General features: G+C 70.9%; 22 protein-coding genes. 17 read left to right on the top strand and 5 right to left on the bottom strand.

Annotated elements, in window-relative coordinates:
- Window positions 1–171 precede the first annotated feature (171 nt).
- The 9 genes from ACFQ3T_RS11080 to ACFQ3T_RS11040 all read left to right on the top strand — a co-directional run bounded on the left by ACFQ3T_RS11080 (window position 172) and on the right by ACFQ3T_RS11040 (window position 11558).
- Window positions 172–1383 carry a sugar ABC transporter substrate-binding protein gene (locus tag ACFQ3T_RS11080; protein ID WP_380722997.1) on the top strand — a complete coding sequence of 404 codons (1212 nt, stop codon included), beginning with the start codon at window positions 172–174 and terminating at the stop codon, window positions 1381–1383.
- 4 nt (window positions 1384–1387) lie between these two features.
- A complete protein-coding gene (locus ACFQ3T_RS11075; protein WP_380722995.1) occupies window positions 1388–2269 on the top strand; it encodes a carbohydrate ABC transporter permease in 882 nt (293 codons plus the stop codon).
- A complete protein-coding gene (locus ACFQ3T_RS11070) occupies window positions 2266–3078 on the top strand; it encodes a carbohydrate ABC transporter permease (protein WP_380722993.1) in 813 nt (270 codons plus the stop codon). The genes ACFQ3T_RS11075 and ACFQ3T_RS11070 overlap by 4 nt, the downstream gene beginning before the upstream one ends.
- Before the next feature lie 14 nt (window positions 3079–3092).
- A complete protein-coding gene (locus ACFQ3T_RS11065; protein ID WP_380722991.1) occupies window positions 3093–4829 on the top strand; it encodes an amylo-alpha-1,6-glucosidase in 1737 nt (578 codons plus the stop codon).
- A 96-nt stretch (window positions 4830–4925) separates the two neighbouring features.
- Entirely contained in the window at window positions 4926–6755 is a 1830-nt protein-coding gene (locus ACFQ3T_RS11060) for an RICIN domain-containing protein (RefSeq protein WP_380722989.1), read from the top strand.
- Window positions 6756–7646: 891 nt separating this feature from the next.
- Entirely contained in the window at window positions 7647–7925 is a 279-nt protein-coding gene (locus ACFQ3T_RS11055; protein WP_380722987.1) for a DUF3349 domain-containing protein, read from the top strand.
- 605 nt (window positions 7926–8530) lie between these two features.
- Window positions 8531–8977: a hypothetical protein gene (locus tag ACFQ3T_RS11050; protein WP_380722985.1), complete on the top strand. Its 447-nt coding sequence runs from the start codon at window positions 8531–8533 to the stop codon at window positions 8975–8977.
- Window positions 8978–9462: 485 nt separating this feature from the next.
- Complete coding sequence (locus ACFQ3T_RS11045; protein WP_380722984.1) at window positions 9463–10866, top strand: sensor histidine kinase; 1404 nt, start codon at window positions 9463–9465, stop codon at window positions 10864–10866.
- The gene (locus ACFQ3T_RS11040; protein WP_380722982.1) at window positions 10863–11558 is read left to right on the top strand and encodes a response regulator transcription factor; all 696 of its coding nucleotides are present in this window, start codon (window positions 10863–10865) and stop codon (window positions 11556–11558) included. Before ACFQ3T_RS11045 ends, ACFQ3T_RS11040 begins: the two co-directional genes overlap by 4 nt.
- Before the next feature lie 18 nt (window positions 11559–11576).
- Here ACFQ3T_RS11040 and ACFQ3T_RS11035 read toward each other — a convergent pair whose 3' ends face one another.
- A complete protein-coding gene (locus ACFQ3T_RS11035) occupies window positions 11577–12302 on the bottom strand; it encodes a phosphatase PAP2 family protein (protein ID WP_380722980.1) in 726 nt (241 codons plus the stop codon).
- A gap of 748 nt (window positions 12303–13050) precedes the next feature.
- Between ACFQ3T_RS11035 and ACFQ3T_RS11030 the strand changes: the two genes are divergently transcribed.
- On the top strand, window positions 13051–17289 hold the full coding sequence (locus ACFQ3T_RS11030) for an alpha-L-arabinofuranosidase C-terminal domain-containing protein (protein ID WP_380722978.1): 4239 nt from the start codon (window positions 13051–13053) through the stop codon (window positions 17287–17289).
- Window positions 17290–17294: 5 nt separating this feature from the next.
- Window positions 17295–19721 carry an OmpL47-type beta-barrel domain-containing protein gene (locus tag ACFQ3T_RS11025; RefSeq protein ID WP_380722977.1) on the top strand — a complete coding sequence of 809 codons (2427 nt, stop codon included), beginning with the start codon at window positions 17295–17297 and terminating at the stop codon, window positions 19719–19721.
- Window positions 19722–19823: 102 nt separating this feature from the next.
- On the opposite strand, the gene ACFQ3T_RS11020 is transcribed toward ACFQ3T_RS11025, so the two are convergent.
- Both ACFQ3T_RS11020 and ACFQ3T_RS11015 read right to left on the bottom strand, forming a co-directional pair.
- Window positions 19824–20123: a DUF2695 domain-containing protein gene (locus ACFQ3T_RS11020; protein WP_380722975.1), complete on the bottom strand. Its 300-nt coding sequence runs from the start codon at window positions 20121–20123 to the stop codon at window positions 19824–19826.
- Between the two features lie 44 nt (window positions 20124–20167).
- Window positions 20168–20938, bottom strand: coding sequence for a TetR/AcrR family transcriptional regulator (locus ACFQ3T_RS11015; protein ID WP_380722973.1), 771 nt, complete (start codon window positions 20936–20938; stop codon window positions 20168–20170).
- A 60-nt stretch (window positions 20939–20998) separates the two neighbouring features.
- On the opposite strand from ACFQ3T_RS11015, the gene ACFQ3T_RS11010 reads away from it, so the two are divergent.
- The 5 genes from ACFQ3T_RS11010 (at window position 20999) to ACFQ3T_RS10990 (ending at window position 24605) form a co-directional block, all read left to right on the top strand.
- Complete coding sequence (locus ACFQ3T_RS11010) at window positions 20999–21466, top strand: hypothetical protein (protein WP_380722971.1); 468 nt, start codon at window positions 20999–21001, stop codon at window positions 21464–21466.
- Between the two features lie 19 nt (window positions 21467–21485).
- Complete coding sequence (locus ACFQ3T_RS11005) at window positions 21486–22001, top strand: methyltransferase family protein (protein WP_380722969.1); 516 nt, start codon at window positions 21486–21488, stop codon at window positions 21999–22001.
- Window positions 22002–22109: 108 nt separating this feature from the next.
- Entirely contained in the window at window positions 22110–23048 is a 939-nt protein-coding gene (locus tag ACFQ3T_RS11000) for an ABC transporter ATP-binding protein (RefSeq protein WP_380722967.1), read from the top strand.
- 2 nt (window positions 23049–23050) lie between these two features.
- The gene (locus tag ACFQ3T_RS10995) at window positions 23051–23818 is read left to right on the top strand and encodes an ABC transporter permease (RefSeq protein WP_380722965.1); all 768 of its coding nucleotides are present in this window, start codon (window positions 23051–23053) and stop codon (window positions 23816–23818) included.
- Window positions 23811–24605 carry an ABC transporter permease gene (locus ACFQ3T_RS10990; protein ID WP_380722963.1) on the top strand — a complete coding sequence of 265 codons (795 nt, stop codon included), beginning with the start codon at window positions 23811–23813 and terminating at the stop codon, window positions 24603–24605. The genes ACFQ3T_RS10995 and ACFQ3T_RS10990 overlap by 8 nt, the downstream gene beginning before the upstream one ends.
- Before the next feature lie 42 nt (window positions 24606–24647).
- Here the strand turns inward: ACFQ3T_RS10990 and ACFQ3T_RS10985 are convergent, their stop codons facing one another.
- A complete protein-coding gene (locus ACFQ3T_RS10985; RefSeq protein ID WP_380722961.1) occupies window positions 24648–25010 on the bottom strand; it encodes a PLD nuclease N-terminal domain-containing protein in 363 nt (120 codons plus the stop codon).
- 153 nt (window positions 25011–25163) lie between these two features.
- Here ACFQ3T_RS10985 and ACFQ3T_RS10980 point away from each other — a divergent pair, with 153 nt between their 5' ends.
- Window positions 25164–26123, top strand: coding sequence for an LLM class flavin-dependent oxidoreductase (locus tag ACFQ3T_RS10980; RefSeq protein ID WP_380722959.1), 960 nt, complete (start codon window positions 25164–25166; stop codon window positions 26121–26123).
- Window positions 26124–26158: 35 nt separating this feature from the next.
- On the opposite strand, the gene ACFQ3T_RS10975 is transcribed toward ACFQ3T_RS10980, so the two are convergent.
- A partial coding sequence (locus tag ACFQ3T_RS10975) for an MmyB family transcriptional regulator (protein WP_452603477.1) occupies window positions 26159–26377 on the bottom strand: 219 nt, incomplete at its 5' end.

Here is a 26377-nt window from a genome sequence, read left to right as displayed (position 1 = left end):
GGTTCGACAGGTTCTGATGGTAGCGGAAACCAGGTCTTGCGCCGGTTACTCCCTGCGGATACGTTGACGAAACATCGCGTGGTCGAACCGGTTCGATGACCGACAGTCCAGTTGTCAGTGCCGCCGCCTGGAAGGACTACCCCTATGAAGCGCTCCCCGTTCAGTCGACGCGTGACCGTCGCCCTGGTCGCGGCGGGACTGTCCCTGACCGCGTGTTCCTCCGCCGGGGACACGGGTGGTGACGCCACCGGCCCGTTCGCGGTGTGGGACCCGTACCCGCAGTTCGACGGGACGTCGGAGTGGGCGAAGGTGATCGAGAAGTGCGGCGCTGACGCTGGGGTGAAGGTCGAGCGGCAGGCGTACGACACCTCCGACCTGACCAACAAGGTCCTGCTCGCCGCGCAGCAGGGCACCGCGCCGAACGTGCTGGTGGTGGACAACCCGGTGGTGTCCACGCTGGCCGAGGGCGGGGTGCTGAAGGCCAACCAGGACACCGGCCTGGACGCGTCGCAGGCCTCGCCCAACCTGGTGGCCGCGGGCGAGGTCGGCGGGAAGACCTACGGGGTCCCCATCGGCGCGAACACCCTGGCGCTGTACTACAACAAGGCGGTGCTGGCGTCGGCGGGCGTGGACCCGGCGTCGCTCACGGACTGGGCGTCGTTGGACGCCGCCCTGGCCAAGGTCGCGGGCGCGGGCAAGAAGGGCATCACGTTCTCCGCCATCGGCACCGAGGAGGGCTCCTTCCAGTTCCTGCCGTGGTTCTGGGGCGCGGGCGCGCAGCTGACCGACCTGTCGTCCACGCAGGCCGTGGCGGCGGTGGAGCTGTGGAAGTCGTGGATGGACAAGGGGTACGCGCCGAACTCGGTCGTGGGCAACACGCAGACCACCAGTTGGCAGGAGTTCGCCACCGGCGAGTACGCGTTCGCCGAGAACGGCACGTGGCAGCTCGGCAACGCGGCGAAGCTGGGCTTCGAGTACGGCGTCATCCCGATCCCGTCCCGTGACGGCGGTGTCGCGCCCGCGCCGACCGGTGGCGAGTTCGTCACGGTGCCGGCGCAGGGCGCCGCGGACCGCGAGGCGACGGCGGCGAAGATCGCCAACTGCCTGGTCGGCGCCGACACCGTGCTGGCCACCGACACCGCGCTGACCTACGTCTCGGCCATTCAGTCGGTGCGGGAGAAGCAGGTCGCCGCCAAGCCGGAGTTGACGGTGTGGGTCGACGCGGTGCAGTCGGCGAAGGGGCGCACCGGCGACGGTCTCGGCACCCGCTACCCGCGGATCTCGCAGCCGCTGTGGACCGCGGTGCAGGCGGTGCTGACGGGGTCGAAGCCCGCCGCGGACGCCCTGAAGGACGCCCAGAGCGCCGCGGCGTCGGCGAAGTAGAGCCGTGCTCCGCAGGAATCTCGTCGGCTGGGCGTTCCTCGCTCCGCTCGTCGCCTACCTGGTGCTGTGCTACGGCTTCCCGCTGCTGACCACTGTGGACCTGAGCATCCGCGACTACACCGTCCGCACGTTCGTGCACGGTGGCGCGCCGGTGGTCGGACTGGACAACTACACGGCCGTGTTCACCGACCCGGTCTTCCGCACGGCACTGGTCAACACGGTCGTGTTCACGGTGGTGTCGCTGGTGTTCCAGTACGGCATCGGGTTGGCGTTGGCGGTGTTCTTCTCCCGCCATTTCCGGCTGTCGGCGACGTTGCGGGCGTTGTTCCTGGTGCCGTGGCTGCTGCCGCTGATCGTGTCGGCGTCGACGTGGGCGTGGATGTTCAACAGCGAGGCCGGTGTGGTGAACGCGGCCCTGTCGTGGGTCGGGATCGACGGCGTGCACTGGTTGACCTCGCCGACCTGGTCGCTGGTGTCGGTGATCGTCGCCAACATCTGGATCGGCATCCCGTTCAACCTGGTCGTGCTCTACAGCGGGTTGCGGAACATCCCGGCCGAGGTGCACGAGGCGTCCGCTTTGGACGGTGCGAGCTCCTGGCAGACGTTCCGGCACGTCACCTTCCCGATGCTGCGGCCGGTTTCCACGGTCACGCTGCTGCTCGGGCTGGTCTACACGCTGAAGGTGTTCGACATCATCTGGATCATGACGCGTGGCGGCCCGAGCGGGTCGTCCACCACCCTGGCCACCTGGTCCTACGAACTCGGGTTCGGCAGCATGCTGCCCCGCTTCGGGCCCAGTTCCGCGGTGGGCAACGTGCTCATCCTGCTCGCTGTGGCCGTGGGCCTGGTGTACGTGCGGGTGCAGCGCCGGCAGGAGGCGTCATGACGCGCTCGTGGTGGCGGACCGCGGTGGGCGTGGCGCTGACCGCCGTGATGCTGTTCCCGGTCTACTGGATGGTCAACGTCTCGGTCACCCCGCCGGGCGACATGCGCAAGTCACCCCCGGACTTCTTCCCGGGCAACCCGACGTTCGACGGGTACGCCCGGGTGCTGGACGAGCAGCTGCCGTACTTCGGCACCAGCCTGCTGGTCGGGCTCGGGACCGTGGTGCTGACGTTGGTGCTGGCCGCACCCGCGGCGTACTCGCTGGCGAAGCTGCGCCCGCGCGGTCGGGGGCCGTTGACGTTCGTGCTGCTGGTGGCGCAGATGATCCCCGGGATCATCATGGCGCTGGGGCTGTACGGCATCTACGTCAAGCTCGGCATCACGAACACGGTGTGGGGGCTGGTGTTCGCCGACTCCACGATCGCGGTGCCGTTCGCCGTGCTGATCCTGACCTCGTTCATGTCCTCGGTGCCCGACGAGATCGTGCAGGCGGCACGCATCGACGGCGCGGGAGCGTTGCGCACGTTCTGGTCCGTGGTGCTGCCCGCCAGCCGCAACGGGGTGGTCACCGCCGGGCTGTTCGCGTTCCTGTGGGCGTGGTCGGACTTCGTGTTCGCCGCGACGCTCGACAGCGGGGGCGCGCTGCAACCGCTGACGCTGGGCATCTACCGCTACATCGGCAACAACAACCAGGAGTGGAACGCGATCATGGCCACCGCCGTGGTCGCCTCCGTGCCCGCCACCGTGCTGCTCGTGCTGGCCCAGCGCTTCGTCGCCGCGGGCATCACGTCGGGCGCCGTCAAAGACTGACCAAGGGGGAACTTGTGGACGACTTCTCGGTGCGGGAGATCCCGTTCAGCTGTTCGGGAGCGTGGTTCGGCATCTCCGCGGTCGTGGGGCTCGCCGAGTACTCCGAGGACCTGCACCTCGTGTCCCACCGCAACGGGATGCACGCCGTGCTGTCTCTCGTGCCGGTGCTCGCCGGTGCGCGGGTGTCCGCCGAGGTCAACGCCAACCCCGCGCTGCTCACGTGGAGCGCGGGCCGGGTGCGGATCGCGGCGGCGTTCGAGTCACCCACGGCGCTCCGGATCTCCGGCCACGGCCTCGGCCTGCGGATCGCCGCCGCGGACGACACCCTCACCCCGTTCACCGGGACCTTCTTCTTCCACGACCCCGTCACCTCGTCGTACGTCTTCACCTCCTACGAGACCGGCCACCGCTACCGGGTGACCGTGCTGGCGGGGAGCGAGGACTCGGCCGGTGCCTCCGCGCTCGGCACGGCGGAACGGGCGGTCGTCGTCGGTGGGGACGGCGGGGAGTGGGAACTCGTCGTGGAGGAGCTGACGACCACGAGCGGGCGGTTCTCGACCACCGCGACGTTCTCGGAGGTGGTGGCTGCCTCGCGGCGTTCGTTCGAGCGGTTCGTGGACGAGGTCGCGCCCTGGCGCTCCGACCGCACCCCGGCCGCCGGGCTGGCCTGCTACGTGCTCTGGTCGGCCACCGTGAGCCCGGCGGGCTTCGTCGGCCGTCCGGCGGTGCTGATGTCGAAGAACTGGATGGACAAGGTCTGGAGCTGGGACCACTGCTTCAACGCCCTCGCCCTCGCGCCGGGTCTGCCCGGCGTGGCGTGGGACCAGCTCCAGGTGGTGTTCGACCACCAGACCCCCGAAGGGGCGCTGCCGGACTCGATCACGCACGCGGAGGTGCTGCACAACTTCGTCAAACCACCCATCCACGGCTGGGCGGTGGCCAAGCTGAGGTCGAAGCTGCCCGGTGGAATCCCGGCCGCGGAACTGCCAGTGCTCTACCGGCAGTTGGAGGCGTGGACGACCTTCTGGCTCGACCACCGTCGCGCGTCGGGTGAGCCGTTCGCCCACTACGAGCACGGCAACGACAGCGGCTGGGACAACTCCACCGTCTTCGACGGGCAGCGGCTCGTGCAGTCCGCCGACCTCGCCGCCTTCCTCGTGGTGCAGATGCGGGAACTGGCCCGACTGGCCCGGGAGATCGACGACCCGGCCGCCGCCACGCGCTGGGAACGCGAGGCCGACACCATGCTGGACGCGATGCTGACGACGCTGTGGGACGGGACGGCGTTCACCGGCCGCGCCCTCGACGGCACGACCCGCACCACGGCCAGCCTGCTCGACCTCATGCCCGTCATCCTGGGCGACGACCTGCCCCCGAACGTGCACGCCAAGCTCGCCAAGGGCATCGCCCGGCACCTGACCGCGGTCGGCCCGGCCACCGAACGACCCGACTCGCCCCACTACGAAGCCGACGGCTACTGGCGCGGCCCGGTGTGGGCGCCCTCGACCGTGCTCATCGAGGACGGCCTGCGCCGCGGCGGCGCGGTCGACCTCGCCGACCAGGTCAGCGCCCGCTTCCGCGCGGTGTGCGAGAAGAGCGGCTTCGCCGAGAACTTCGACGCCCTCACCGGCGAGGGCCTGCGCGACCGCGCCTACACCTGGACCGCGAGCGCCTACCTGCTGCTCGCCGCAGAGGCCGAGGCCCGACCGGCCGACGGCGCTCCGCACCATCCCAGCACGTCAGCGGGGTAGACGAACCGATCCGACCGACGTCCTCCCCGGGACGAAGGGGTTCAACGCCGAACCCCCGACCTCGCACGCCCACAACACCTGACAAAGGAGTCACGCATGTCCCTCACACGCGCACGACGGCGAGGCCGTGGCCTCGCCGCGGTCATCGCGGCGGCCGCGGCCGCGATATCGGCGGTGGTGGCGCCCGCACCGGCCGCCCTGGCCGGTGACGAGTCGATCTCCGTCAACTTCTCCGTCGCCGGCGGGTCCCCGACCTACCGGGCCTCCGGCTGGATCTACGGCATGACCGAGGACGCCTCCGGTCCCGCCGACCACTTCTACCGCGACCTGAAGTTCCGGTACATGCGCGCCGGCGGCGCCCAGCTCGACGGCCCCGGCGGCTGGGTGGCGGGCAAGTACGAACGCCGGTGGAACGCCACCCGCGCCCAACTGCTGCGCACCCGTGCGCTGGGCGGCGAGTTCATCCTGCTGCCCCACGACCTGTGGGGCGCCGACGGCTACCCGATCACCCGTTTCCCGGGCGACAACGGCGACTGGACCGACTACGACAACTTCCTCACCCGCCTGATCGCCGACGTGCGGGCCACCGGCGTCCCGGTGCAGTGGGACCTGTGGAACGAACCGAACCTGGACCTGTTCTGGAAGCGGTCGCAGGAGCAGTACTTCGAGCTGTGGCGCCGCACGTACCAACGCGTCCGCGCCGCGTTCCCGCAGCAGCTGATCGTCGGCCCGAGCTTCGCGGGCGTCCCGACGACGAACGGGACGTGGTGGAACCAGTACCTCGACTTCATCCGCTCGTCGAACACGATCCCGGACATCATCAGCTGGCACTCCCTGCCGGGTGACCCGGTGGCCAACGTGGCCGCGGCGAACGCCACCCTCGACGCACGGGGCATCCCGCACCCCCGCCCGTACCAGATCAACGAGTACGGAGCGCCCGACGAGCAGAACCCCGGTGACGGCGCCTGGTACATCGCCCGCCTGGAACGAGCGGGCGCCGACGGGCTGCGCGCCCACTGGGGCAGCACGAACGCCCTGCACAACGACCTGGCCAACCTCCTGACGCGCAACTCGGAGGGACAGCACCTGCCCAAGGGCGAGTGGTGGGTCTACCGCTACTACGGCTCACAGACCGGGCAGATCGTCTCCGTCACGCCCAGCCCGACCTACGACGCGTTCGCCACCAAGACGAACGGCGCGGCGAAGGTCCTGGTCGGCGGTGGCGGCACCACGGGCAACATCGCCGTCAACCTCCAGCGACTCGACACCACCAGCGGGATCGTGCAGAACAACCAGGTGCGGGTGGTCGTCCAACGCATCCCGTACAACGGCGGCGGCGCGGTGCAGGGACCGATCACCATCGGCAACTCCGTCGTGACGCTGTCCGGCAACGCCACGACGGTCAACCTGCCCCACACCAACGCCGACGACTCCTTCACCGTCACGCTCCTCCCACCGTCCGACACCGGCTTCCAGTCGGTGGCCGTCGCCCAGCACTCGCAGCAGTGCCTGGACAACACCAACCTGGGCACCGCTGACGGCAACCGGCAGCAGCAGTTCCACTGCGAGGGCGGTGACCAGCAGCTGTGGAACTTCCGGCCGGTGGCCGGGGTCACCGACACCTACACCGTCGTCAACCAGCAGACCGGCAAGTGCCTCGACGTCAGCGGCGTCTCCACCGCCGACGGCGCCGCGGTGCAGCAGTGGGCCTGCCACGGGGGCCAGAACCAGCAGTTCACGCTGCGGAAGGTCACCTACCCGGGCAACGACTCCCACGACTACCAGCTCGCCGCCCGGCACAGCGGCAAGTGCGTCGACGTCAGCGAGATCTCCACGGCGGCACGCGCCCCCATCCACCAGTGGACCTGCAACCCCACCGGTCAGAGCAGCCCGCTCAACCAGACCTGGCGGCTCTGGGGGCGGTAACGGCCGTGCTGTCGCGCGGCAGCGGGCTCGTGCCGCGAACCCGCTGCCGCGCACCTCCTCCACCAAACCCGCTCCCGCCCGTCGCCTGCACGGGCCCGAACCACCTGACTGCACTGGGTCCTTCCCCAACGCCGTCATCGATGCCGGCGCTCCGCTACCGCGAGCGGTGATCGACCGGCTCGACAGGAGATCGCGATGAACCGAAGCCTCACCGCCGGACCGCCGGCACTGGCGATGGCGGCGTTGTCGGGAGCTGCAGCGCCTTCGCGGGTGTCCACATCCAGCGCACCAGCCACGACACCACGAACCTGACCAACAAGGTGCTGCCCGGCGCGCAGCAGGGCGCCGTGCCGACATCCTGGTCCTGGACAACCTGGTCGTCTGCGGAACGTTCACCGTGCTGCCGACGTTAGAAGGCGTGTCCGGGATGGGCAGACGCGACCTACCGCGTGTTCCTGCCGGAGCACCGCTTGGGCAATCCTGGTCACTACACCCGTACTTCCGGCGACATGACGACGGCCGTTGCAGCCCGATCACGTAGAACCGCGCGCTTGTGTCGACGTCGGGGTGTGTGGAGGCGGCGTCTGCCTGAGCGGAGCCATGGTCTGGACGGTAGTAACTCATCAAGCGGTGTGGGGTGGCCGCTATGACCGACATCGAGGACTCGCGGACCGCGGCTTGATAGTCGATCTGCCCGGGTCCGTGGTCGCGCTGGCCGCCTGGTCCTCTTGGACCCGGTTCGACCTGTTGCCTGATATCAACGACCGAACGACGCTCGGCTACCTGACAAGTCCGCTACCACGATATTGGCGACTTCTGACCCGGCACGAGAAGCTCGCTATCATTTGAGTGTGATCGATCCACATCGAGGTTATCCGGACGGAGGGGGTAATGCTCGGACCGCCATTGGACGACGTGGTTGACATCCTCCGGCACGCGTTCCCGAACGGTGTGCCGGAGGAGGACACCGAGGCCGTCCTGGTAGTGCTGTCGGAGGGGTTGAGCGAGAGGAACCTCGCCTTGGTGGTGGAGGAGTTCACCGGAATCAGCCGCTACGAGGTGGGGCAGTTGACGGCTACCGCGCTCAACAACCGCAGGCTTGATCGGGCCAAGGTCGCGCGCGTGGAAGAAGCGCTGCGGCGGAAGGGATGGGATCCGGACGAGGACTGATCGCGAACGCGACCACTGAGAACCGCCTGCGCGAACGTTTCCCGGTGCTTCGGTCTCGGCGGCCGCCACTGCGTTCGAGATCGCCTGCCCGCCGAAGATGATCACGTCGGTGTCGAGTGTGTTCGGGAAGTGGTGGCCGGTGATCGTTGCGGTGGGATCTTCGCCAACCTCCAGTCGAGTGACCGGACGCCCACCTGCCAGTGCACAACTCGTGACCTGGCAGGTGCGGATGCCGTCAAAGCGTCTACTTTCCGGATCGCAGCGATGACGAACGCGGGATGTCGGGATTTGTCGTTCGTGAGTTCGGCATCGATGGCGGGGGAGACGAAGGGATGTCCGCCGTCGGGCCGGCGTAGTTGTCCGATGGTGGAGCGATCCACACGAGCAGCCGTAGTCGCCGAACGACGTGGCGCAGCGGTACAAGCACGTGGCGACCAGGGTTGGCATCGACACTCACCTGTGAGCCCCGCGCCGACGAGTGTCCGGCGACGCGGGCAACACCACAGCGGCAACAGCCTTCTTACGAGCTCCTTACGTGGACGCCCCGCCCGGAACGGCGGTGGTCGTCTCCAGCTCTCATCCGTGCTGACGAAAGGAGCGTTGACATGACGTCAACCTTAAGGCGTTCGACAACCGCCGTCCTGATCGCGGTCGCCACTCTGCTGAGCCTGCTCACCATCACGACCCCCGCCGTGGCTGCGGGCGGCCCCTACTGCGGCGACGGCGGTTACACCAAGCGCTGGCTGTGGGAGAAGCCGGGCGGCAACAACATCGGCCAGGCCTGCTACTGGGACTCGGGCAACCGCCTCAACGTGGACGACCAGGAGAAGGACGACCACTCCCTGGTCCTCCAGCTGCGCAACCCCGACAACGGCCGTGCCTGGGACTACTGGAACTTCGGCGGCGCCGAGGGTTCCGGTTACACCACCAGCGTCACCCAGTTCGCCGACAACGTCATCGTCGAAGGCCGCCTCTGCCTCGGTGAGTGGTCCCAGACCAACCCCCGCATCCTCTACGGCACCTGCCGCGCCTGGTCCAACGTGCGCCTCTGACCCGTGACACAGCCAGGGCCTGTTCGGCACAACCGAACAGGCCCTGGTGGCGTGCCCGGAGTGATTCGATTCCCTCACCTCTGATCCCGAGGTCCGGCGTACTCGGTGCCGGCCCGTCTGCGCGCGTTCGGCATGGTCATGCGTTAGCGAATGCATCCCTTCACCGACCTTCTACGGACAGCACAGTGGGCTGAGTTCCGTTGCAGGGCTGTATCTGCGCGTGCGAAATCACGATCACGAGCCGGCGGGCGCAGGCATGAGATGGGCGTCGACAGTGAGCAATGGGCCGTAATGCGGGCCGGTAGGGTGATCTGGTGAGGGGTTTGGGGTTGGGGGTTGTTGTCACGCCCCTTCCGGCCAGGTCTGTCACCGTTCGTGGGCGGCTCGTCGACGTCGGGCTGTGGGTGGGGCTGGGTGCGCCGTTCCTCGGCCAAGGGCTTGGGCTGTCGTTGGCGGTCGGACTTGTGGCTACCGCGGTGATGGTTGTGCTCGCCCGCAGGTTGCCGCTGGTGGCCTCGGTCGTGGCGACCATTGCCGCGGCGGTGGACTGGCGGTTCCTGCCGGCTGTGGTGGTGATGAGCTACCTGGTCGGGCGCAGGGTGTCCGACGGCCGGGTGGCGCGGGCGGTGTTTCCTGGTGTGATCGTGGTCGGGTCGGTCGTGGTGCTGTCGCTCGGCGTCGATCTGTACACCTGGATGGTGCGTCTCGGCGGGTTCGTCGTGTTCGGGGTGTTCCCCTGGTTGATCGGCCGTTATCGGCGGCAGCAGGTGCGGCTGGTCAGGGCCGGCTGGGAGCGGGCGGCCCGGTTGGAGGAGCGGCAGCGGATCGTGGCGGAGCAGGCACGGCTGCGGGAGCGGGCCCGCATCGCGCACGACATGCACGACTCGCTCGGCCACCACCTCAGCCTGGCCGCGCTCAAGGCGGGCGCGCTGGAGGTCGCCGCCGACGTGGACGAGCGGCACCGGGCCGCGGCCACGACGTTGCGCGAGAGCATCGCGCTGGCCACCGAGCAGCTGCACGACATCATCGACCTGCTGCGGGAGGACGATCCGGAACCGGCGATCGCCGGCGGCGAGCGCATCGGCGACCTGGTCGCCAGGGCGGCGGCCGCGGGCGTGGCCGTCGACCTGGTCACCACCGGTGACGTCGAGGACGTGGAACCGATGCGCTACCGGGCCGCGTACCGGGCGGTGCAGGAGGCGATCACCAACGCCACCAAGCACGCGCCGGGCGCCGAGGTGTCCGTGCTCCTGCAGGGCTTGGACGACGAGGTCCGGATCGCCGTGACCAACGGCCCGCCCGCCGAGCCGGCGCCGTCCGACCCCTCACGCGGTGGGCGCGGGCTGGCCGAGCTGCGGGAACGGGTCAGGCTGGTCGGCGGCACGCTGCGCGCCGGTCCGCACGAGGGTGGTTACCGAGTGCTGGTGCGGTTGCCTCGGGCCGAGGACGTGATCGGCGACGGTCCGGGCGTCGAGGCGGACGAGAACCCCACCGTGGCCGACGAGTTCGACCGCGCGCGGCACGGTGTGCGCAAGCGTTTGACGCTCGCGTTCCTCACCCCGGTGGCGCTCGGGACGTGCCTGGTGGTGGTGCTGATGGGCCTCTACGCCTACGACACGGTCACCTCGACGTTGCCGCCCGAGTCGTTCCACCGGCTGGAGCTGGGCGCGGCGCGGTCGGCCGTCGCGGACGTGGTGCCCGATCGGCAGGCGCCCGAGCGCGGTTTCGGCCCGGCGCCCGCGGAACCGCCGGGCTCGACGTGCGAGTTCTACCGGTCCGAAGGCGGATTCCTGCCGACGGCTTTCGACGTGTACCGCCTGTGCTTCCGCGACGACCGGTTGGTGGGCAAGGACGTGCTGGCGCGCATCGGGCAGGAGGCGGGGAAGTGAGTGCCGGAGGGGGACCGCGGGCGATCCGGGTCGTGCTGGCCGACGACGAGGCGCTGGTCCGCGCCGGCGTCCGCGCCATCCTGGACAGCGACCCGGAGATCGAGGTGGTCGGCGAGGCGGGCGACGGGCGGGAAGCGGTCGACGTGGTCTTGGAGCACCGCCCGGACGTCGTGCTGATGGACGTGCGGATGCCCGTGCTGGACGGGATCGCGGCCACCGGCGAGATCGTGGAGGTCGCTCCGGGCACGGGCGTGCTGATGCTGACGACGTTCTCCGACGACCACTACGTCGCCCAGGCTCTCGAACTGGGCGCCGACGGCTTCCTGCTCAAGACCGGTGATCCCCGTGAGCTGGCGGTGGGCATTCGCGCGGTGAAGGCCGGTGGGGCGTACCTGTCGCCGCAGGTGGCGAAACGGGTGATCCGCGCGTACGGCGGCACTCGTCCGGGGTCGCGTGCCGTGAGGGCCAGGGAGGCGAGGAACCGGGTCGAAGGCCTGAGCGGACGGGAGGTGGAAGTGTTGCGCCTCATCGGCGCGGGCCTGTCGAACGCCGAGATCGCCGCACGGCTGCACGTGGTCGAGGGAACGGTCAAGGCGTACGCCGGCGCGCTGTTCAAGCACCTCGGGGTCCGCAACCGCGTCCAGGTCGCCATCATCGCCCACCACGCGAACCTGGTGGACGACTCCCCGTAGCGGAAGCCGGAGCTTGGACTACCCGCGTGGAGGGTGAGTGCGGTCGGGACGCGTCGCCTGGTCGTGCCCGAGACGCCGAACCGCTTCCGTGGCCAGCAGGACACCGGCCTTGTCGTGGTGGCGCAGCCTTTGGACGAGAGCGGTGGTCGGGAGCAGGAGGACCGGCACGGTGATCAGGGCGACCAGCGCGCCGAAGACCAGGCCGACGACGGCGTCGTGCGGGTAGTGCGCCCCGACGAACACCCGTGAGGCGGCCGCGGCCAACGCGACCGGGACGGCGGTCGCGCCGAGCAGGCGCCACGCCAGGAGCACGCCGATCGCGGCGGCGCCCGCGATCACGGAGTGGTTGCTGGGGAACGACCAGTCACCCGGTGGCGGGCACTCCGCGATCGTCACGACGACGCCGAGCGTGCGGCACGGCCGTTCGACCTCGTAGCCGCTCTTGATCACTTCGCTCAGCAGGTACGCCACCACCACGCCGGCCGGGGCGAGCAGCGCGAACGCCATCGCGCGGGCGGGCAGTGCCCGGGCGCGCCACCAGCCCGACAGCACGAAGCCCAGCAGCAGCACGATCGCCGCCTCCGTGAAGAACCCGGCGAACGACTGGAACCAGGGCGGCGTGCCCTCCGCGAAGCGGATGACGTCGAGGTACCAGGCGGCGCTGACGTCCGGCACGTCCTCGACGTTCGTCGGCGCACGGCTGTCCGGTTCGGCAGCGGTGACCGCGTTGTCCGGAAGCGCCACTGAGACCCCATTCTCCGATGCGCCGAATTTCGGCAAGGTTGTCCTGCGGAACAGGGGGAAGGTAGGGGTCGATAGACGTGGGCGCACAGTGCGCGATGGTCAGGAGTTCGCCCTTACTTTCGTCCATCCCGCGCTGACCGGAAGTGATATCCCAGGCGCTGCCGCAGAATAAAACGCCAGGTAGGAGCGCTGTGGGTCAGGCGTTGCCGTGTCACGTGCGCTGTGTCGAGACGGGACGGCGTCCCCGTTTGACACGACATTGCCGGGAGCCGAACCCGCCCAATGGTGTGAGTGGCGTGAATCGGGTGGCGCGGTGTCGCCGGGGGAGTCTGAGGCCGGCGACTGAGGTTCCGGAAGGGGACGGTGCGGTCGCTCGGCGCGTCGTCCGGCCGACGTGGCCAGTTGAGACGCCGGATCACCCTGCGGAGTCGGCCTCGTTGGTCCTGTCAGCGGCACGGCGGAACGCGGGGTCAACCAGTTGGCTGCGCGTTATTTGTGAACGCTCACTACCGAAGGAGGTGCCGCCTCGCGCCCTCTGCACCGCTGCAAACCATCCCTTGACGGTCGCGTCTGTTAACGCTCACACTCCCCGGTGGTAAACGCTGGCATTTCCTACGGCGGTGGAACTCAGAGTGGAGCACCCCTCATGACGACAGCGCGACGGCCGGTCGGAAGACCGGGTCGACGGTGGATCAGTGCGCTGGTGGCCGCGGCTCTGCCGGTCACCCTCGGGGTCACGCTCTCCGCGGTGACCGCCCCCAGCGCGGGGGCGGTCGAAGGGGAGACGTGGACGGACGACTTCGCCTCGACGACGCTCCGGCCGGAGTGGGAGATCGTCAACGAGGACCCGGGCGGTTGGACCCTCCTCGACGGCACCCTGCGCGTCACCGGCCAGACCGGTGACACCTACCAGGCGGTCAACACCGCCCGGAACGTGTTCCTGGTCGACATCCCGGCGGGCGACTTCACCGCCGAGGTGACCGTGCGCGCCCAGGTCGCCAAGACCTACCAGGGCGCCGGGCTGATCGCCTGGCAGGACATGGACAACTACGTCCGCTCGGGCCTGACCTACGTCGGCACGCTGGCCCCGTCCGGGATCGCGATCGAGAACGACGTCGAGACGGCCGCCGCGTTCCGCGCCGAGCGGTTCGTCGACCGGCCGGGCTCGACCGGCGAGACGTTGCAGCTCCAGCGGGTCGGCGACACCATCACCACCCGGTACAAGAACGCCTCCGGCGCGTGGGTGGACGCCTCGTCGGTCACCGCCGCGTTCCAGACGACCCAGGTCGGCGTCTACGCCTTCGGCGCGCTCGACGGCTCGACGCTCGACGCCGCCTTCGACGACTTCCGGATCACCGCGGCCGCCGGCCGTGACGTCCAGCCCGCGGGCACGTTCTCGATCAAGAGCGCCGCGGGCGGCCACCTGGTCGAGACCGAGGGCGGGCTGGCGCTCTCGCCCGAGCCGCCGCTGTCCACGCTGGTCTTCACCGCGGCCGCCCAGGCCGGCGGCACGGTGCACCTGCGTACCACCGACGGCGACCGGCCGCTCGTCGTCACCGACGGCCGCCTCGCGCTCGGCCAGACCGGCGGCGCGGCCTCGCCCGTGCGGCTGACCGACGCCGCGGGCGGCGAGCTGTTCCTGCGTGACGCCGAGGGCGCCGGCTACGCGGGCGGCACGGGTCCGCTGGTGCTCGGCGACAAGGCCTCCGCCGTCCGCTTCAAGCTCGCCCAGGTCAGCACGTCGACCGCCGAGCTGGCCATCGACGGCGACGCGGCCGCCGCGCAGATCAGCGACACGATGTTCGGCATCTTCTACGAGGACATCAACTACGCCGCGGACGGCGGCCTCTACGCCGAACTCGTGCGCAACCGGTCGTTCGAGTTCAACTCCTCGGACAACGCGGGCTTCACCGGCATGACCGCCTGGGAGGTCGTCAACGGCGGCGGCACGGCACCGCAAGCGCTGGTCGTCAACGACGACACCCGGCTCAACCCGATGAACCGCAACCACTTCCGGCTGATCGCCGACGGCCCCGGCGACGGTCTGCGCAACATCGGCTACAACCGCGGCTTCGCGCTCAAGGCGGGCGCGCAGTACGACGCCTCGGTGTGGGCGCGCACCACGACCGCGCAGAACCTGGCGGTCCGGCTGGTCAGCGCGGACGGCGCCGTCACCTACGCCGAGGGCTCCGTGGCCGTCGACGGTTCGGACACCTGGAAGCAGTACCCGGTGACGCTGACCGCCTCCGCCACGACCGACGCGGCCCGGCTCGTCGTCACGGCGGGCGCGGCGTCCGTCGTCGGCCTCGACATGATCTCGGTCATGCCGCAGGACCGCTGGGTCGGCCCGGTGAACGGCAAGTCGGTGCTGCGCAAGGACCTGGCCGAGAAGATCGCCGCGATGAAGCCGACGTTCCTGCGCTTCCCCGGCGGCTGCGTCACCAACGTCGGCACGTTCCGCACGTACGAGGAGAGCGGCTACACCGACCGCCGCCGCACCTACCAGTGGAAGGAGACCATCGGCCCGGTCGAGGAGCGGCCGGCCAACTGGAACTTCTGGGGCTACAACCAGTCCTACGGCATCGGCTACCTCGAGTACTTCAAGTTCGCCGAGGACCTGGGCGCCGAGCCGCTGCCCGTGGTGTCGGTGGGCGCGAACGGCTGCGGCAGCACCATCCCCGAGATGAAGGACCCGGCGATGATCGCCCGCTGGGTCGACGACACCCTCGACCTGATCGAGTTCGCCAACGGCGACGTCACCACCGAGTGGGGCGCCAAGCGGGCCGCGCTCGGCCACCCGGAGCCGTTCGGGCTGGAGATGATCGGCCTGGGCAACGAGGAGAACACCACCACGTTCGAGGCGAACTTCCCGGCCTTCCGGGACGCCATCGAGGCCCGGTACCCGGACATCACCATCATCTCCAACTCCGGCCCGGACGACGCGGGCGCGCGGTTCGACGCCCTGTGGGACTACAACCGCCGCCAGAACGTCGACATGGTCGACGAGCACTACTACAACGACCCCGACTGGTTCCTGCTGAACAACCACCGCTACGACAGCTACGACCGCAACGGCCCCAAGGTGTTCCTGGGCGAGTACGCCTCGCGCGGCAACACGTTCCACAACGCCCTGGCCGAGGCGTCGTACATGACGGGCCTCCAGCGGAACGCGGACGTGGTCCGGCTGGCGTCGTACGCGCCGCTGCTGTCCAACGAGTCGCACGTGCAGTGGAACCCGGACGCCATCTGGTTCGACAACGACGAGTCCTGGAACACCCCCAACTGGGAGGTGCAGAAGATGTTCGGCAACAACGTCGGCGACGAGGTCGTGCCGAGCACCTTCACCGGTTCGGTCAACCAGTCGGTCGTCAACGGCGGCATCTTCCTGTCCACCTGGAACACCGCCGCCGCGTACGACAACGTCCGGGTGACGTCCAACGCCAACGGTGAGACGTTGTTCTCCGACGACTTCGCCAACGGCGACCAGTGGAACCCGACCGCCGGCAGCTGGGCCGTCTCCGACGGCCAGTACGTCCAGTCGTCCGCGACGACCACGGACGCCCGCAGCATCATCGACGACGCGTACGCGAAGGGCTGGACGAACTACACGCTGGAGCTCGACGCCAAGAAGATCTCCGGCGCCGAGGGCTTCCTCATCGGCTTCGGCGCCCAGGCCACCAACGACTTCTACTGGTGGAACCTCGGCGGCTGGAACAACACCCGGTCGGTGCTGCAGAAGGCGTCCGGCGGCAGCGCGGTCGAGGTGAAGTCCGTCGAGGGCCACAGCGTGGACACCGGCGCGACGTACCGGGTGAAGGTCGTCGTCGCGGGCAACACCATCTCGCTGTACCTCAACGACCAGCTGCAGATGACCTACGACTCCGGCGCGGACGAGAAGCTGTTCCAGGTCGTCACGCGGGACGAGGCGAGCGGCGACATCGTGGCCAAGGTGGTCAACACCTCGACCGAGACCGTCCGCACGCGGGTCACGGTCGCGGACGCGGGCGTGCTGCCCGACGGCGAGGTCGTCCAGATGACGGGCGCGCCCGGTGACACCAACACCAAGGCGAACCCGACCAAGGTGGTGCCTGCCACCCGGCAGATCAGCGGGCTGTCGAACGACTTCAGCTACGACTTCCCCGCGCAGTCGATCACGTTCCTGCGGCTGCGCACGACCGACGGCGTCGCACCGGTCGTCGGCGAGGTGACGCTGCGGGGCACGGCGGTCAACGGCTGGTACGGCGACCCGGTCACCGTGACGGCGACCGCCACCGACGACCGGCGGCTCGACCGGATCGAGTTCCGCGTCAACGGCGGCGCGTGGGTCCCCGGCACGGAGGTCCAGGTCGCCGGCGACGGCCGGCACACCGTGGAGGTCCGCGCCGTGGACGCGGCGGGCAACATCGGCGAGGTCCGGCCGGTGACGTTCGGCGTCGACGACCTGGCACCGGTCTCCAACGCCACTGTGGACGGCGCCGCGCGCACCGTCGCGGTCCGGTCCGCGGACGCGGGCGTCGGGGTCGACCGGGTCGAGACCCGGATCGGCACGGCCGACTGGCGGCCGTACACGACCCCGGTCGTGGTCGGCGACGCCGAGACCGCGGTGCAGTTCCGCGCGGTCGACCGGCTGGGCAACGTCGAGGCGCCCGGAACGGTCGTGGTGCCCGCGAAGCAGGCGCAGTTGAAGTCGACCACGACGACGGTGACGCCGTCGAAGCCGAGGGTCGAGCAGGGCGCCGCCCTCCCGCTGACCGTGAAGGTCGGCAGCACGTCCGGCGGCACGACGCCGACCGGCGAGATCCGAATCCTGGAGTCGTCCGTGCCCCTGGCATCAGCGACCTCGACCAACGGAACCGCCACGGTGTCGCTCGACACCAGCGGCCTGAGCGTCGGTGACCACACCCTCGTCGTGCGCTACCTCGGCGACGGCGGGCACAGCCCCTCGCAGACCAGCGTGGTCGTGCGGGTCACCAAGCGGAGAGGGTGATCGGGATGAAGATCGCCATGCGGAAGCGGACCACCCTCGCGCTGCTGGGCGCCGCGCTCGTGGCGGCCGGCCTGGCCGCCGTGCCCGCCCACGCGGCGGGGCCGGTCGGCCGGGGCCTGGTGGCCTCGTACGCGGCGGAGAACACGGCGCAGGCGGCGGTCGACGCCGTCACGCTGACCGACGCCGACGGCGTCCGGGGGAACCTCGCCCTCCCCCTGGCCGGCGCCCACGGCGCGACGTTGACGTGGCAGTCGAGCGACGGGAGCGTGGTGACGGACACCGGCGAAGTGACCCGGCCCGCGCACGGCGGCGAGCCGGTGGCGGTGGACCTGACGGTCACCGCCACGCTGAACGGCGGCACGGCGACCCGCACGATCCCGATCACCGTGCTCCCGCTGCCCGCCCCGGCGGTGCACGAGGCGTACTTCTTCCCGTACTTCGTCGGTGAGAGCACCGACGACGGCGAGAAGATCTACTTCGCCGCGTCGGAGGGGAACGACCCGCTGTCCTGGGACGAGCTGAACAACGGCCGTCCCGTGCTCACCTCGACCCTGGGGGAGCGGGGCCTGCGCGACCCGTTCCTCATCCGGTCGCACGAGGGCGACAAGTTCTACCTGCTCGCGACCGACCTGAAGATCTTCGGCGGCAACAACTTCAGCGAGGCGCAGGAGTCCGGCAGCAAGCACCTGGTGGTGTGGGAGTCCACCGACCTGGTGCACTGGTCGGAGCAGCGGATGATCAAGGTGTCGTCGGACTTCGCCGGCAACACCTGGGCGCCGGAGGCGTTCTACGACGAGGCGTCGGGCAACTACGTCGTCTACTGGGCGTCGAACCTCTACCCGACGACCGACGTGGCCTCCCGCGACTTCCGGACGTCCTACAACCGGATGATGTACGCGACGACGCGCGACTTCCGCACGTTCAGCGAGGCGAAGCCGTGGGTGGACGTCAAGCGGGGCACCGGTCTCGGCATGATCGACGCGACCGTGGTGCGCGACGGGGACACGTTCTACCGGTTCATCAAGGACGAGGCGTCCATGACGGTCCGGCAGGAGAGGTCGACCGACCTCCTGGCCCCGGTCACCGGGACGCTGCCGACCACGACGTCGTCGCCGTGGTCCCTGGTCCGCGAGCGCATCGGCGTCGGCCAGCCCAACCCGTGGGGCGGGACGTTCACCGGCGGCGAGGGCCCGACGGTGTTCCGCGACAACGCGGTGCCCGGGCGCTGGCACATGCTGATCGACCAGCCGAGCTACCACGGCGGTCAGGGGTACCTGGCGTTCCGGACCGACGACATCGCCTCGGGCGTCTGGACGGCGGTCCCGGACTCGGCGCTGCCGCGCAGCCCGCGGCACGGCACGGTCATCCCGATCAGCCAGGCCGAGCTGGACGCGCTGCGCGCGGCGATGCAGCCGAACCTGCTGGCCAAGTCGGTGGCATCGGTGTCGGTGCGCACCCGTGAGGGCGTGGCCCCGACGCTGCCGTCCACTGTGGACGTGACCTACGCGGACGGCTCGACCCGGGCGACCGCGGTCGACTGGGCCGACGTGGACCCGGCGCGGTACGGCTCCTGGGGCTCGTTCCAGGTAGAGGGAACGTTGGTGGGCCAGGCGCTCCGCGCGACGGTGACGGTGATCGTGACCGACCGCGCGGACCCGACGGTGTCGTTGAGCACGACGCCCGCGTCGCCGACCGGCGACTGGTTCACGGTTCCGGTCGACGTGAGGGCCGCGGCCGCCGACGAGACCGGCGTGCAGTCGGTGGAGATGGCCGTGGACGGCGGCTGGCGCACCACCGACGTGGTGACGCTGACCGACGGCAGGCACACCGTGCAGGCCAGGGCGACGGACGTCACCGGGAACACGTCGAGCCCGGTGACCCGCGAGGTCAACGTGGACACACAGGCGCCGGTGAGCCGTGCCTCGTGGGACAACGCGGCCCGGTCCGTGGCGATCACGGCCGCGGACGACACGTCCGGCGTCGCGCGGGTCGAGTACCGGGTGGGCGACGCGGCCTGGGCGACGTACACCACGCCGCTGGCGTTCGGCGACGTCGCCACGACGGTGCGGTACCGGGCCGTCGACCACGCGGGTCACGTCGAGGAGGTCAACACGATCTCCGTGCCGCGGGAGACCCTCGACCCGAGCACGACGACCGCCACCCTCAACCGGGACGCGGTCAAGCTGGGCCGTGACGCCTCGGCCCTGGTCGAGGTGCGGGGTGGCCCGTTCACCCCGACCGGCGCCGTCCGGATCATCTCCGGCGGTGACCTCGAGGTGGGCCGGGCGACCCTGGTGGACGGCCGCGCGACCGTCGCCATCGACACCGCCACGCTCGGCGTCGGCCGGTGGCAGCTGACCGTGGTCTACGACGGCGACGCCAACCACGCCCCGTCGACCGCTGAGGTCGTGCTGAAGGTCAACAAGCGCTAGTGATCGCGGAGAGCGGCCGTCCCGACATCTGCCGGGACGGCCGCTTTTCGCTTGCCCGGAGCCCGCGGGCGGTCGAGCGGCGCGAGCGGTGAGCGGGCACGGTTACCCGAACACCTCTTCCGGGCCGCAGTTCAGGACGACCTCGCAGTCGCAGTAGCCGCCCAGCTCGGCCAACCCGTCCGCGATCGCCTCCCCGTCGAGGTCGTGGGCTTCGACCCACGTCCGGGTGTGGCGAAGCGTGTGGTCGCAGCCCTCCGCGAGCACGAGCGCGTCCACGAAGTCGACCAGCGCCGTCAGCTGGTCGCGGTTCAGCGGCAGTGACGCGGCACGGGCCTCCCGCTCGGCGCGCTTGTACTCGTCGCGGAGCTGTCGGCGGCGGGCGTCGTCGGGCGGGACGGCCATCGTCCGATGCTCCCACGGCCGCGCGCGGGACGCCGTGGACCGGGCTACGGGGCGGCGGCGCGGAGGAACGCGGCGGTGAAGGTGTCGCACACGTCGTCGAAGCCGGGGACGTCGGCGGGCAGGACCGCCCGCAGGGCGGAACGGGTCAGCAGGTGCGCCAGCAGCGGGCCGATCAGCAGTTGCACCAGCAGCGGCAGGGGGAGGGGCCGCAGGCGGCCTGCGCGGACGTGCGGCGAGAGCAGGGCGTCCAACGGGACGATCATGGACGGCAGGGTGGCGTGCACGAGGCGGCTCGCCGGGCCGTCGGGGCGGGCGAGCAGGTCGGCGAAGAGCGCGGGCATGACGCGCGGCTCGCGGGTGAAGACCGCGGTGAGCGCGCGGTAGACCCGGCGCACGGTCTCCTCGACGTCCGCGGGCGGGTCGGCGGCCAGCTGGCGCAGGTCCGGGACCGGGCCGTAGTGGTCGAACACGGCGGCGAGCAGGCCGTCCCGGCTGCCGAAGACGGCGTACAGGCTGGGCACGGCGCAGCGCGCGGCGTCGGCGACGGCTTCCAGCGTGAACGCGCCGAGGCCGTGCCGGGTGACGAGGTGGGCGGTCGCGGCGACGGCGCGGTCCCGCACGGGGACCCGGCTGCCGGGGTCGACGCCGGCCTCCCGGCACGCCTGGTCGAGCGCGGCCCGGTGGCGGATGCGGCGGATCAGCGTGCTGCGGGACATCCCGGCGGCCTTGGCGATCACCACCAGCGGGACCTCGGCCACGGGCTGGTCGCGTTCCCGTGCGGCGGCCAGCGCGGCTTCGACGATCTTGGGGTCCACGGCGCGGATGGTACTCGACTATAGTTGACATTGTACTGAGTTCCACCTCTACTGGCAGCCATGACGTGGTTCGAGGTCCTGCTGGTGGTCACCGCGGTGGTGCGCGGCCTCGGGGCGGGCATCATCTACGACTCGGCGGTGGTCAGCCCGCGGGTGCGCCACCGCGTGGGACTGCCCGCGTACGCCGACTACCTGCGCGCGAACCTGGCCGGGCTCGGCGGCAAGAGCTACGTCCCGGTGGCGTGGCTGGGCGCGCTGCTGACCGTCACGGCGACGGTGGCGGCGTTCGCGTCCGACCAACCGCCGGCCGTGGCGTGGTGGACCGCGGGCTCCCTCGCCGCCACGGTGGTGGCTTTCGTCGGCACGGGGTTGGCGTTGCCCGCGCTGTTCCGCGTCACGCGCACGCCGTCGGACGAGCACGACCGGCTGCGCCCACGCCTGGACCGCTACGCCCGTTGGTACGGCTTCAGCGCGCTGTGGCAGGGCGTGGCGTTCGTCGCCGCCGTCCTCGCGCTGGCCGTCCGCTGACCCGGGGAAGGACGACGTCATGCGCAAGTCGAGAGCCGCGGCCGTCAGCGCGGGGTTCTTCGTGGTGGCGCCGGGCACGGTGGTCGGCCTGGTCCCGTGGCTGATCACCCGGTGGCGGGTCCGGCGGCCGCTGCCCGGCGCGGCACGGGTCGTCGGCGCGGTCCTCGTCGCCGCCGGGCTGGTGCCGGCCACGTCGGCGTTCGCGGAGTTCGTCAAGGCGGGCGGGACGCCGATCCCGGTCGCGCCGACCGAGCGCCTGGTGGTGTCGGGGTTCAACCGGCACGTGCGCAACCCGATGTACCTGGGGCTGCTGCTGTCGATCATCGGGCAGGCGGTGCTGTTCGGGAACGTCCGCCTGCTGGCCTACGCGGCGGCGGCGTGGGCCGTGCCGGCCGCGTTCGTCCGCTGGTACGAGGAGCCCACGTTGGCGCGCACGTTCGGCGCGGAGTACGAGGAGTACCGCCGGTCGGTGCCCGCCTGGCTCCCGCGAACGACCCCGTGGACGCCGCCCGCCCGTGAGGACACCGGCCGATAGGACGCCGAACGGCGTCCAGGACCGCGGCTCGCCTTCCGGGCGTCGGGTTTTCACGTGCGCGCGTCACCGCCGTACCGGTAGCTTCGAGCGGATTACCGGGGGGTGACCATGAGCGTGCGCGTCCGGAACCTCGTCAGGACGTACCGCAAGGGCAAGGGGTGGCGGCCCAGGGGCGAGGAGGTGACCGCGCTCGCCGGGCTGACGCTGGACGTGCCGGCGAACGAGGTGCACGGCCTGCTCGGCCCGAACGGCGCGGGCAAGACCACGTTGTGCAAGATCCTGTCCACGATCCTGCTGCCCACGTCGGGCACCGCCGAGGTCCTCGGCCACGACGTCGTCGCCGACGCGGCCGAGGTCAGGGCGCACATCGGCATCGTCTTCGGCGGCGAACGCGGCCTGTACGGCAAGCTCACCGCGCGGCAGACCCTGCGCTACTGGGCGTCCCTCTACAAGATCCCGGACGCGCGGGCCAAGGCGCGCGCCGACGAGCTGCTGTCGCGCCTGGGCCTCGACGGCAAGGCCGACGACCTCGTGGAGACGTTCTCGCGCGGCATGAAGCAGCGGGTTCACCTGGCCCGCGGGCTGGTCGGCGACCCGAAGCTGATCCTGTTCGACGAGCCGACGACCGGCATGGACCCGGTGGCGGCGCGGGACTTCCGCGCGCTGATCGGCGAGCTGCGCGACGAGGGCCGCACCATCCTGATCACCACGCACGACATGGACGAGGCCGAAGCGGTCTGCGACCGCGTCACGCTGATCGACAAGGGCGGGGTGCTCGCCACCGAGTCGCCGCGCGGCCTGGCCGAGATGTCCGGGCTGCACCGCTGGGTCGAGGCAGAGACGACGCTCGACGTCACCGCCATCCCCGGCGTGCTGCACACCGAGACCCGCAACGGCGTGCTGCGCGTGAAGACGACCGACGACCGGTCGGCGCGCGCGGTGCTGGACTTCCTGCTGGACCGCGGGGTGCGGTCGGTCCGCGCCGTCCCGCCCCGGCTGGAGGACGTCTACCTCGACCTCATCGGCCGCCGCGGCATGGAGGTCTGAGCGTGCGCCTGTTCCTGTCCGGGGTCCGCACGCAGTTCTGGCTGGTCGGCAGGCAGCCCGACGACCTGCTGTCGCTGTGCACCATCCCGTTCACCGTGGTGATGATGCTGTCGATCGTGATGCACGCGGCCCGTCCGGACCTGGTCGCCAACGCGTTCCTCGCGCCCACGCTGATCGGGCTGTGGGGCTTCGCCACGGGACTGGCGGCGGAGGTGCTCGTGGGCGAGCGCTGGGTGCGGGCGCTGGAGCTGAGCATGGCGGCGCCCAGCGCCATGCACTCCGTCTACCTGGGGCGGATCACCGCGGTGATGGCGCTCGGCGTCGTCCCGCTCGGCGAGACGTGGCTGCTGGGGAAGGTCCTGTTCGGCGTGACGCCGGCGGTGCACCACCTGGGGGTGTTCTGGGCGGCCATGGCGGCGTCGGTGTTCGCGATGACGGGCACCAGCCTGCTGCTGGCGACGTTCATGCTGCTGTCCCGCAACAGCCACCACTACCTGAACTTCCTCGGCTTCCCGATCTACGTGCTGTCCGGCGTGATGGTGCCGGTGCAGTACCTGCCGGAGTTCCTGCGGCCGCTGTCGCACGTGATCTTCCTGTCGTGGTCGGCCGACCTGATGCGGGACGCCCTGGCCGTCGCGCCCGTCCTGAACGCCGGCTGGCGGCTGCTGGCCGTCGTCGCCCTCGGCGCCGCGGCCCTGGTCGCCGGTCGGGTGCTGCTGGCGGTGGCCCTGCGCCGGGCGCGCGAGCTCGGGACGGTGACGTATGCGTGACCAGGCGCGCGTGCTCAAGCACGGCCTCATCGCCTCGTGGGTCATGTACACGGCGTTCCACACGTGGAAGTCGTGGACGTTGACGTGGCTGTCCCGCCTGCTGATCCAGGCGTGCTTCTACGCGCTGATCGGCCGGATGCTCGGCTCCCAGGAGAAGGTCGACTACCTGCTCATCGGCAACCTGGTCGCGATCATGGCGATCGACGCGACCGTGGTCATCCTGCTGACCGTGGGCGAGCGGCAGTCCGGGACGCTCGCCCTGATGGTGGCCGCGCCGTCCAGCCACCTCGTCGTGTACCTCAGCCGGGGGCTGGTGAACCTCGGGTCGGGCGTCGTCGCGTCCACCGTCGCGTTCCTGGCGCTGCCGCCGCTGTTCGGGGTGCGCCTGCCGTGGCCGGAGGCGGCGCTCGTGCCGCTGATGATCCTGGTGGTGGGCCTGTCCTGCTACTGCTACGGGACGTGCGTCGCGTCGTTCGTGCTCGGGTTCCCGTCGGCGCGGTGGCTGGCGCTGAACCTCAGCTACCTGGTGCTGATGACGTTCTGCGGCGTGAACGTGCCGACGTCGTTCTGGCCGGACTGGTTGCGCGCGCTCACGTCCGTGCTGCCGATGACGCACGGCTTGGCCGCGATCCGGGCGTTCCTCGCGGACGGGCCGGCGTCGACAGTGCTGCCGGAGCTCGCGCTGGAGGTGTGCGTGGGCGCGGGGTGGTTCGCCGTGGCGGCGTTGAGCTTCAACCGGATGGTCCGCCGCGGCCGCCGTGACGGGACGATCGAGTTCAGCGGCTGAGCGGTGCGCCCGTCCGTCCACAGAGGACGGACGGGCGCGGTGTCACGCCGTCTCGTCGTCCGCCGCGCGCGCCTTGCGGCGCTGGCTCTCGGCGCGCTCGCGGCAGCGACGCAGGAACTCCTCGTCCGACTCGACGTCCGCGGCGGCGAACCGGCCGGGGCGGTCGTACTCGGGGAACGCCGGCGTGGTGCGCTCGAACGCCCGCGGCCTGCCGACGGCCCGCGCCGGCCTGCCCGCGACCAGCCACAGGACCGAGCCGACCAGCGGGAACAGCAGCACGATCACCAGCCAGCCCGGCCGGGGCAGGTTCCTGGTGTCACCGTCGGCGGTGGTGATCACGTCGACCAGGCAGAACAGCCACAGGCCCAGCGTGAGCACGCCGAACAGGCCCCCGAAGTACAGCATCGTCAACAGCCCCCAAAGTCGTCACGGGAGGGTAGCGCAACGGGGTGGCGCGCCACCCGCACGGCGGCGAATGCGCGCCGCACCCGAGGGTGTGCCGCACGGCCGTGATCCCTAGGCTGGGCGGGGACCTTGCCTGGCTGGAGGGAAGCTGTCGTGAGTCGTTCCGGATCGGTCGGCGTGATGCTCCCGCGCGACCTCGCGCCGTCGCAGGTGCTGCCGTTCGCACGGCGTGCCGACGAGTTGGGGTTCGACGAGCTGTGGGTCGTGGAGGACCTGGGGTTCCGGGGCGGGATGGCGCAGGCTTCGGCCGTGCTGGCGGTGACGGCGCGCGTCCGGGTCGGCATCGGGCTGCTGCCGGTGGGCGCGCGGAACGCGGCGTTCGCGGCGATGGAGGCGGCGACGCTGGCCCAGCTGTTCCCCGGACGGGTCGACGTCGGCATCGGGCACGGGATGCCCGGCTGGATGCGGTCGGTGGGGGAGTGGCCCGCCAGCCCGTTGACGCTGCTGGAGGAGTACCTGGGCGCGGTGACGGCGTTGCTGCGCGGTGAGGCGGTCGAGCGGCACGGCGGGCACGTCACGCTGGACGGGGTCCGGCTGGAGGACGCGTGCGTGCCGGACAGCCCGCCGCCGGTCCTGGCCGGGGTGCGCGGTCCGCGGTCGCTGGCGGTGTCCGGTCGGGTCGCCGACGGGACGATCCTGGCCGAGCCGACGACGCCGGAGTACGCGCGGGCGGCGCTCGCGCGGATCGACGCGCGGCGACCGCACCGGCTGGTGGGCTACAACGTCGCCGCGGTGGACGCCGACGCGGGCGCGGCGGTGGACGCCGTGCGGGCCGGGCTGGAGTGGATCGGCGAGCCCGACTGGACGCCGCACATCGCCCCGCTGCCGTTCGCGGAGGAGTTCGCGGCGCTGCGCCGGGAGTGCGGGAGCCGGGAGGAGTTCGTGCGGCGGCTGCCCGAGGAGTGGGTGCGGCAGCTCGCGGTGACCGGCACGCCCGACGACGCCCGCGCCCGGCTGGACGAGCTGTTCGCGGCCGGGGTGGACAGCGCCGTGCTGTTCCCCATCGGCGAAGATCCGTTGCACGCCATGGAAAAGCTCGCGGCGGTGTTGTAGTGCGCTGACCCGTCCACAATGGACGGTCGTAACGCTCAGGCGGAAGCCATGACGTGCGCGGACAGCGCGTCGGACGTGGCGGCGTCGGCGGGCAGGTAGACCACGAGGCGGTGGTCCTCGTCGCCCGGCACGGCCAGGCTCTCGTACGCCAGCCGCAGCACGCCCGCCTCGGGGTGCCGCCACCGCTCGACGCCCGTCCCGGCCGGCAGCACGGCCGCCGAGGCGAAGCGGCGGCCGAACTCGGCGCCCGCCGT

The organism is Saccharothrix hoggarensis (genome assembly GCF_042678885.1).
Taxonomy (GTDB): domain Bacteria; phylum Actinomycetota; class Actinomycetes; order Mycobacteriales; family Pseudonocardiaceae; genus Actinosynnema; species Actinosynnema hoggarensis.
This window is presented reverse-complemented; position numbering and strand designations above follow the sequence as displayed.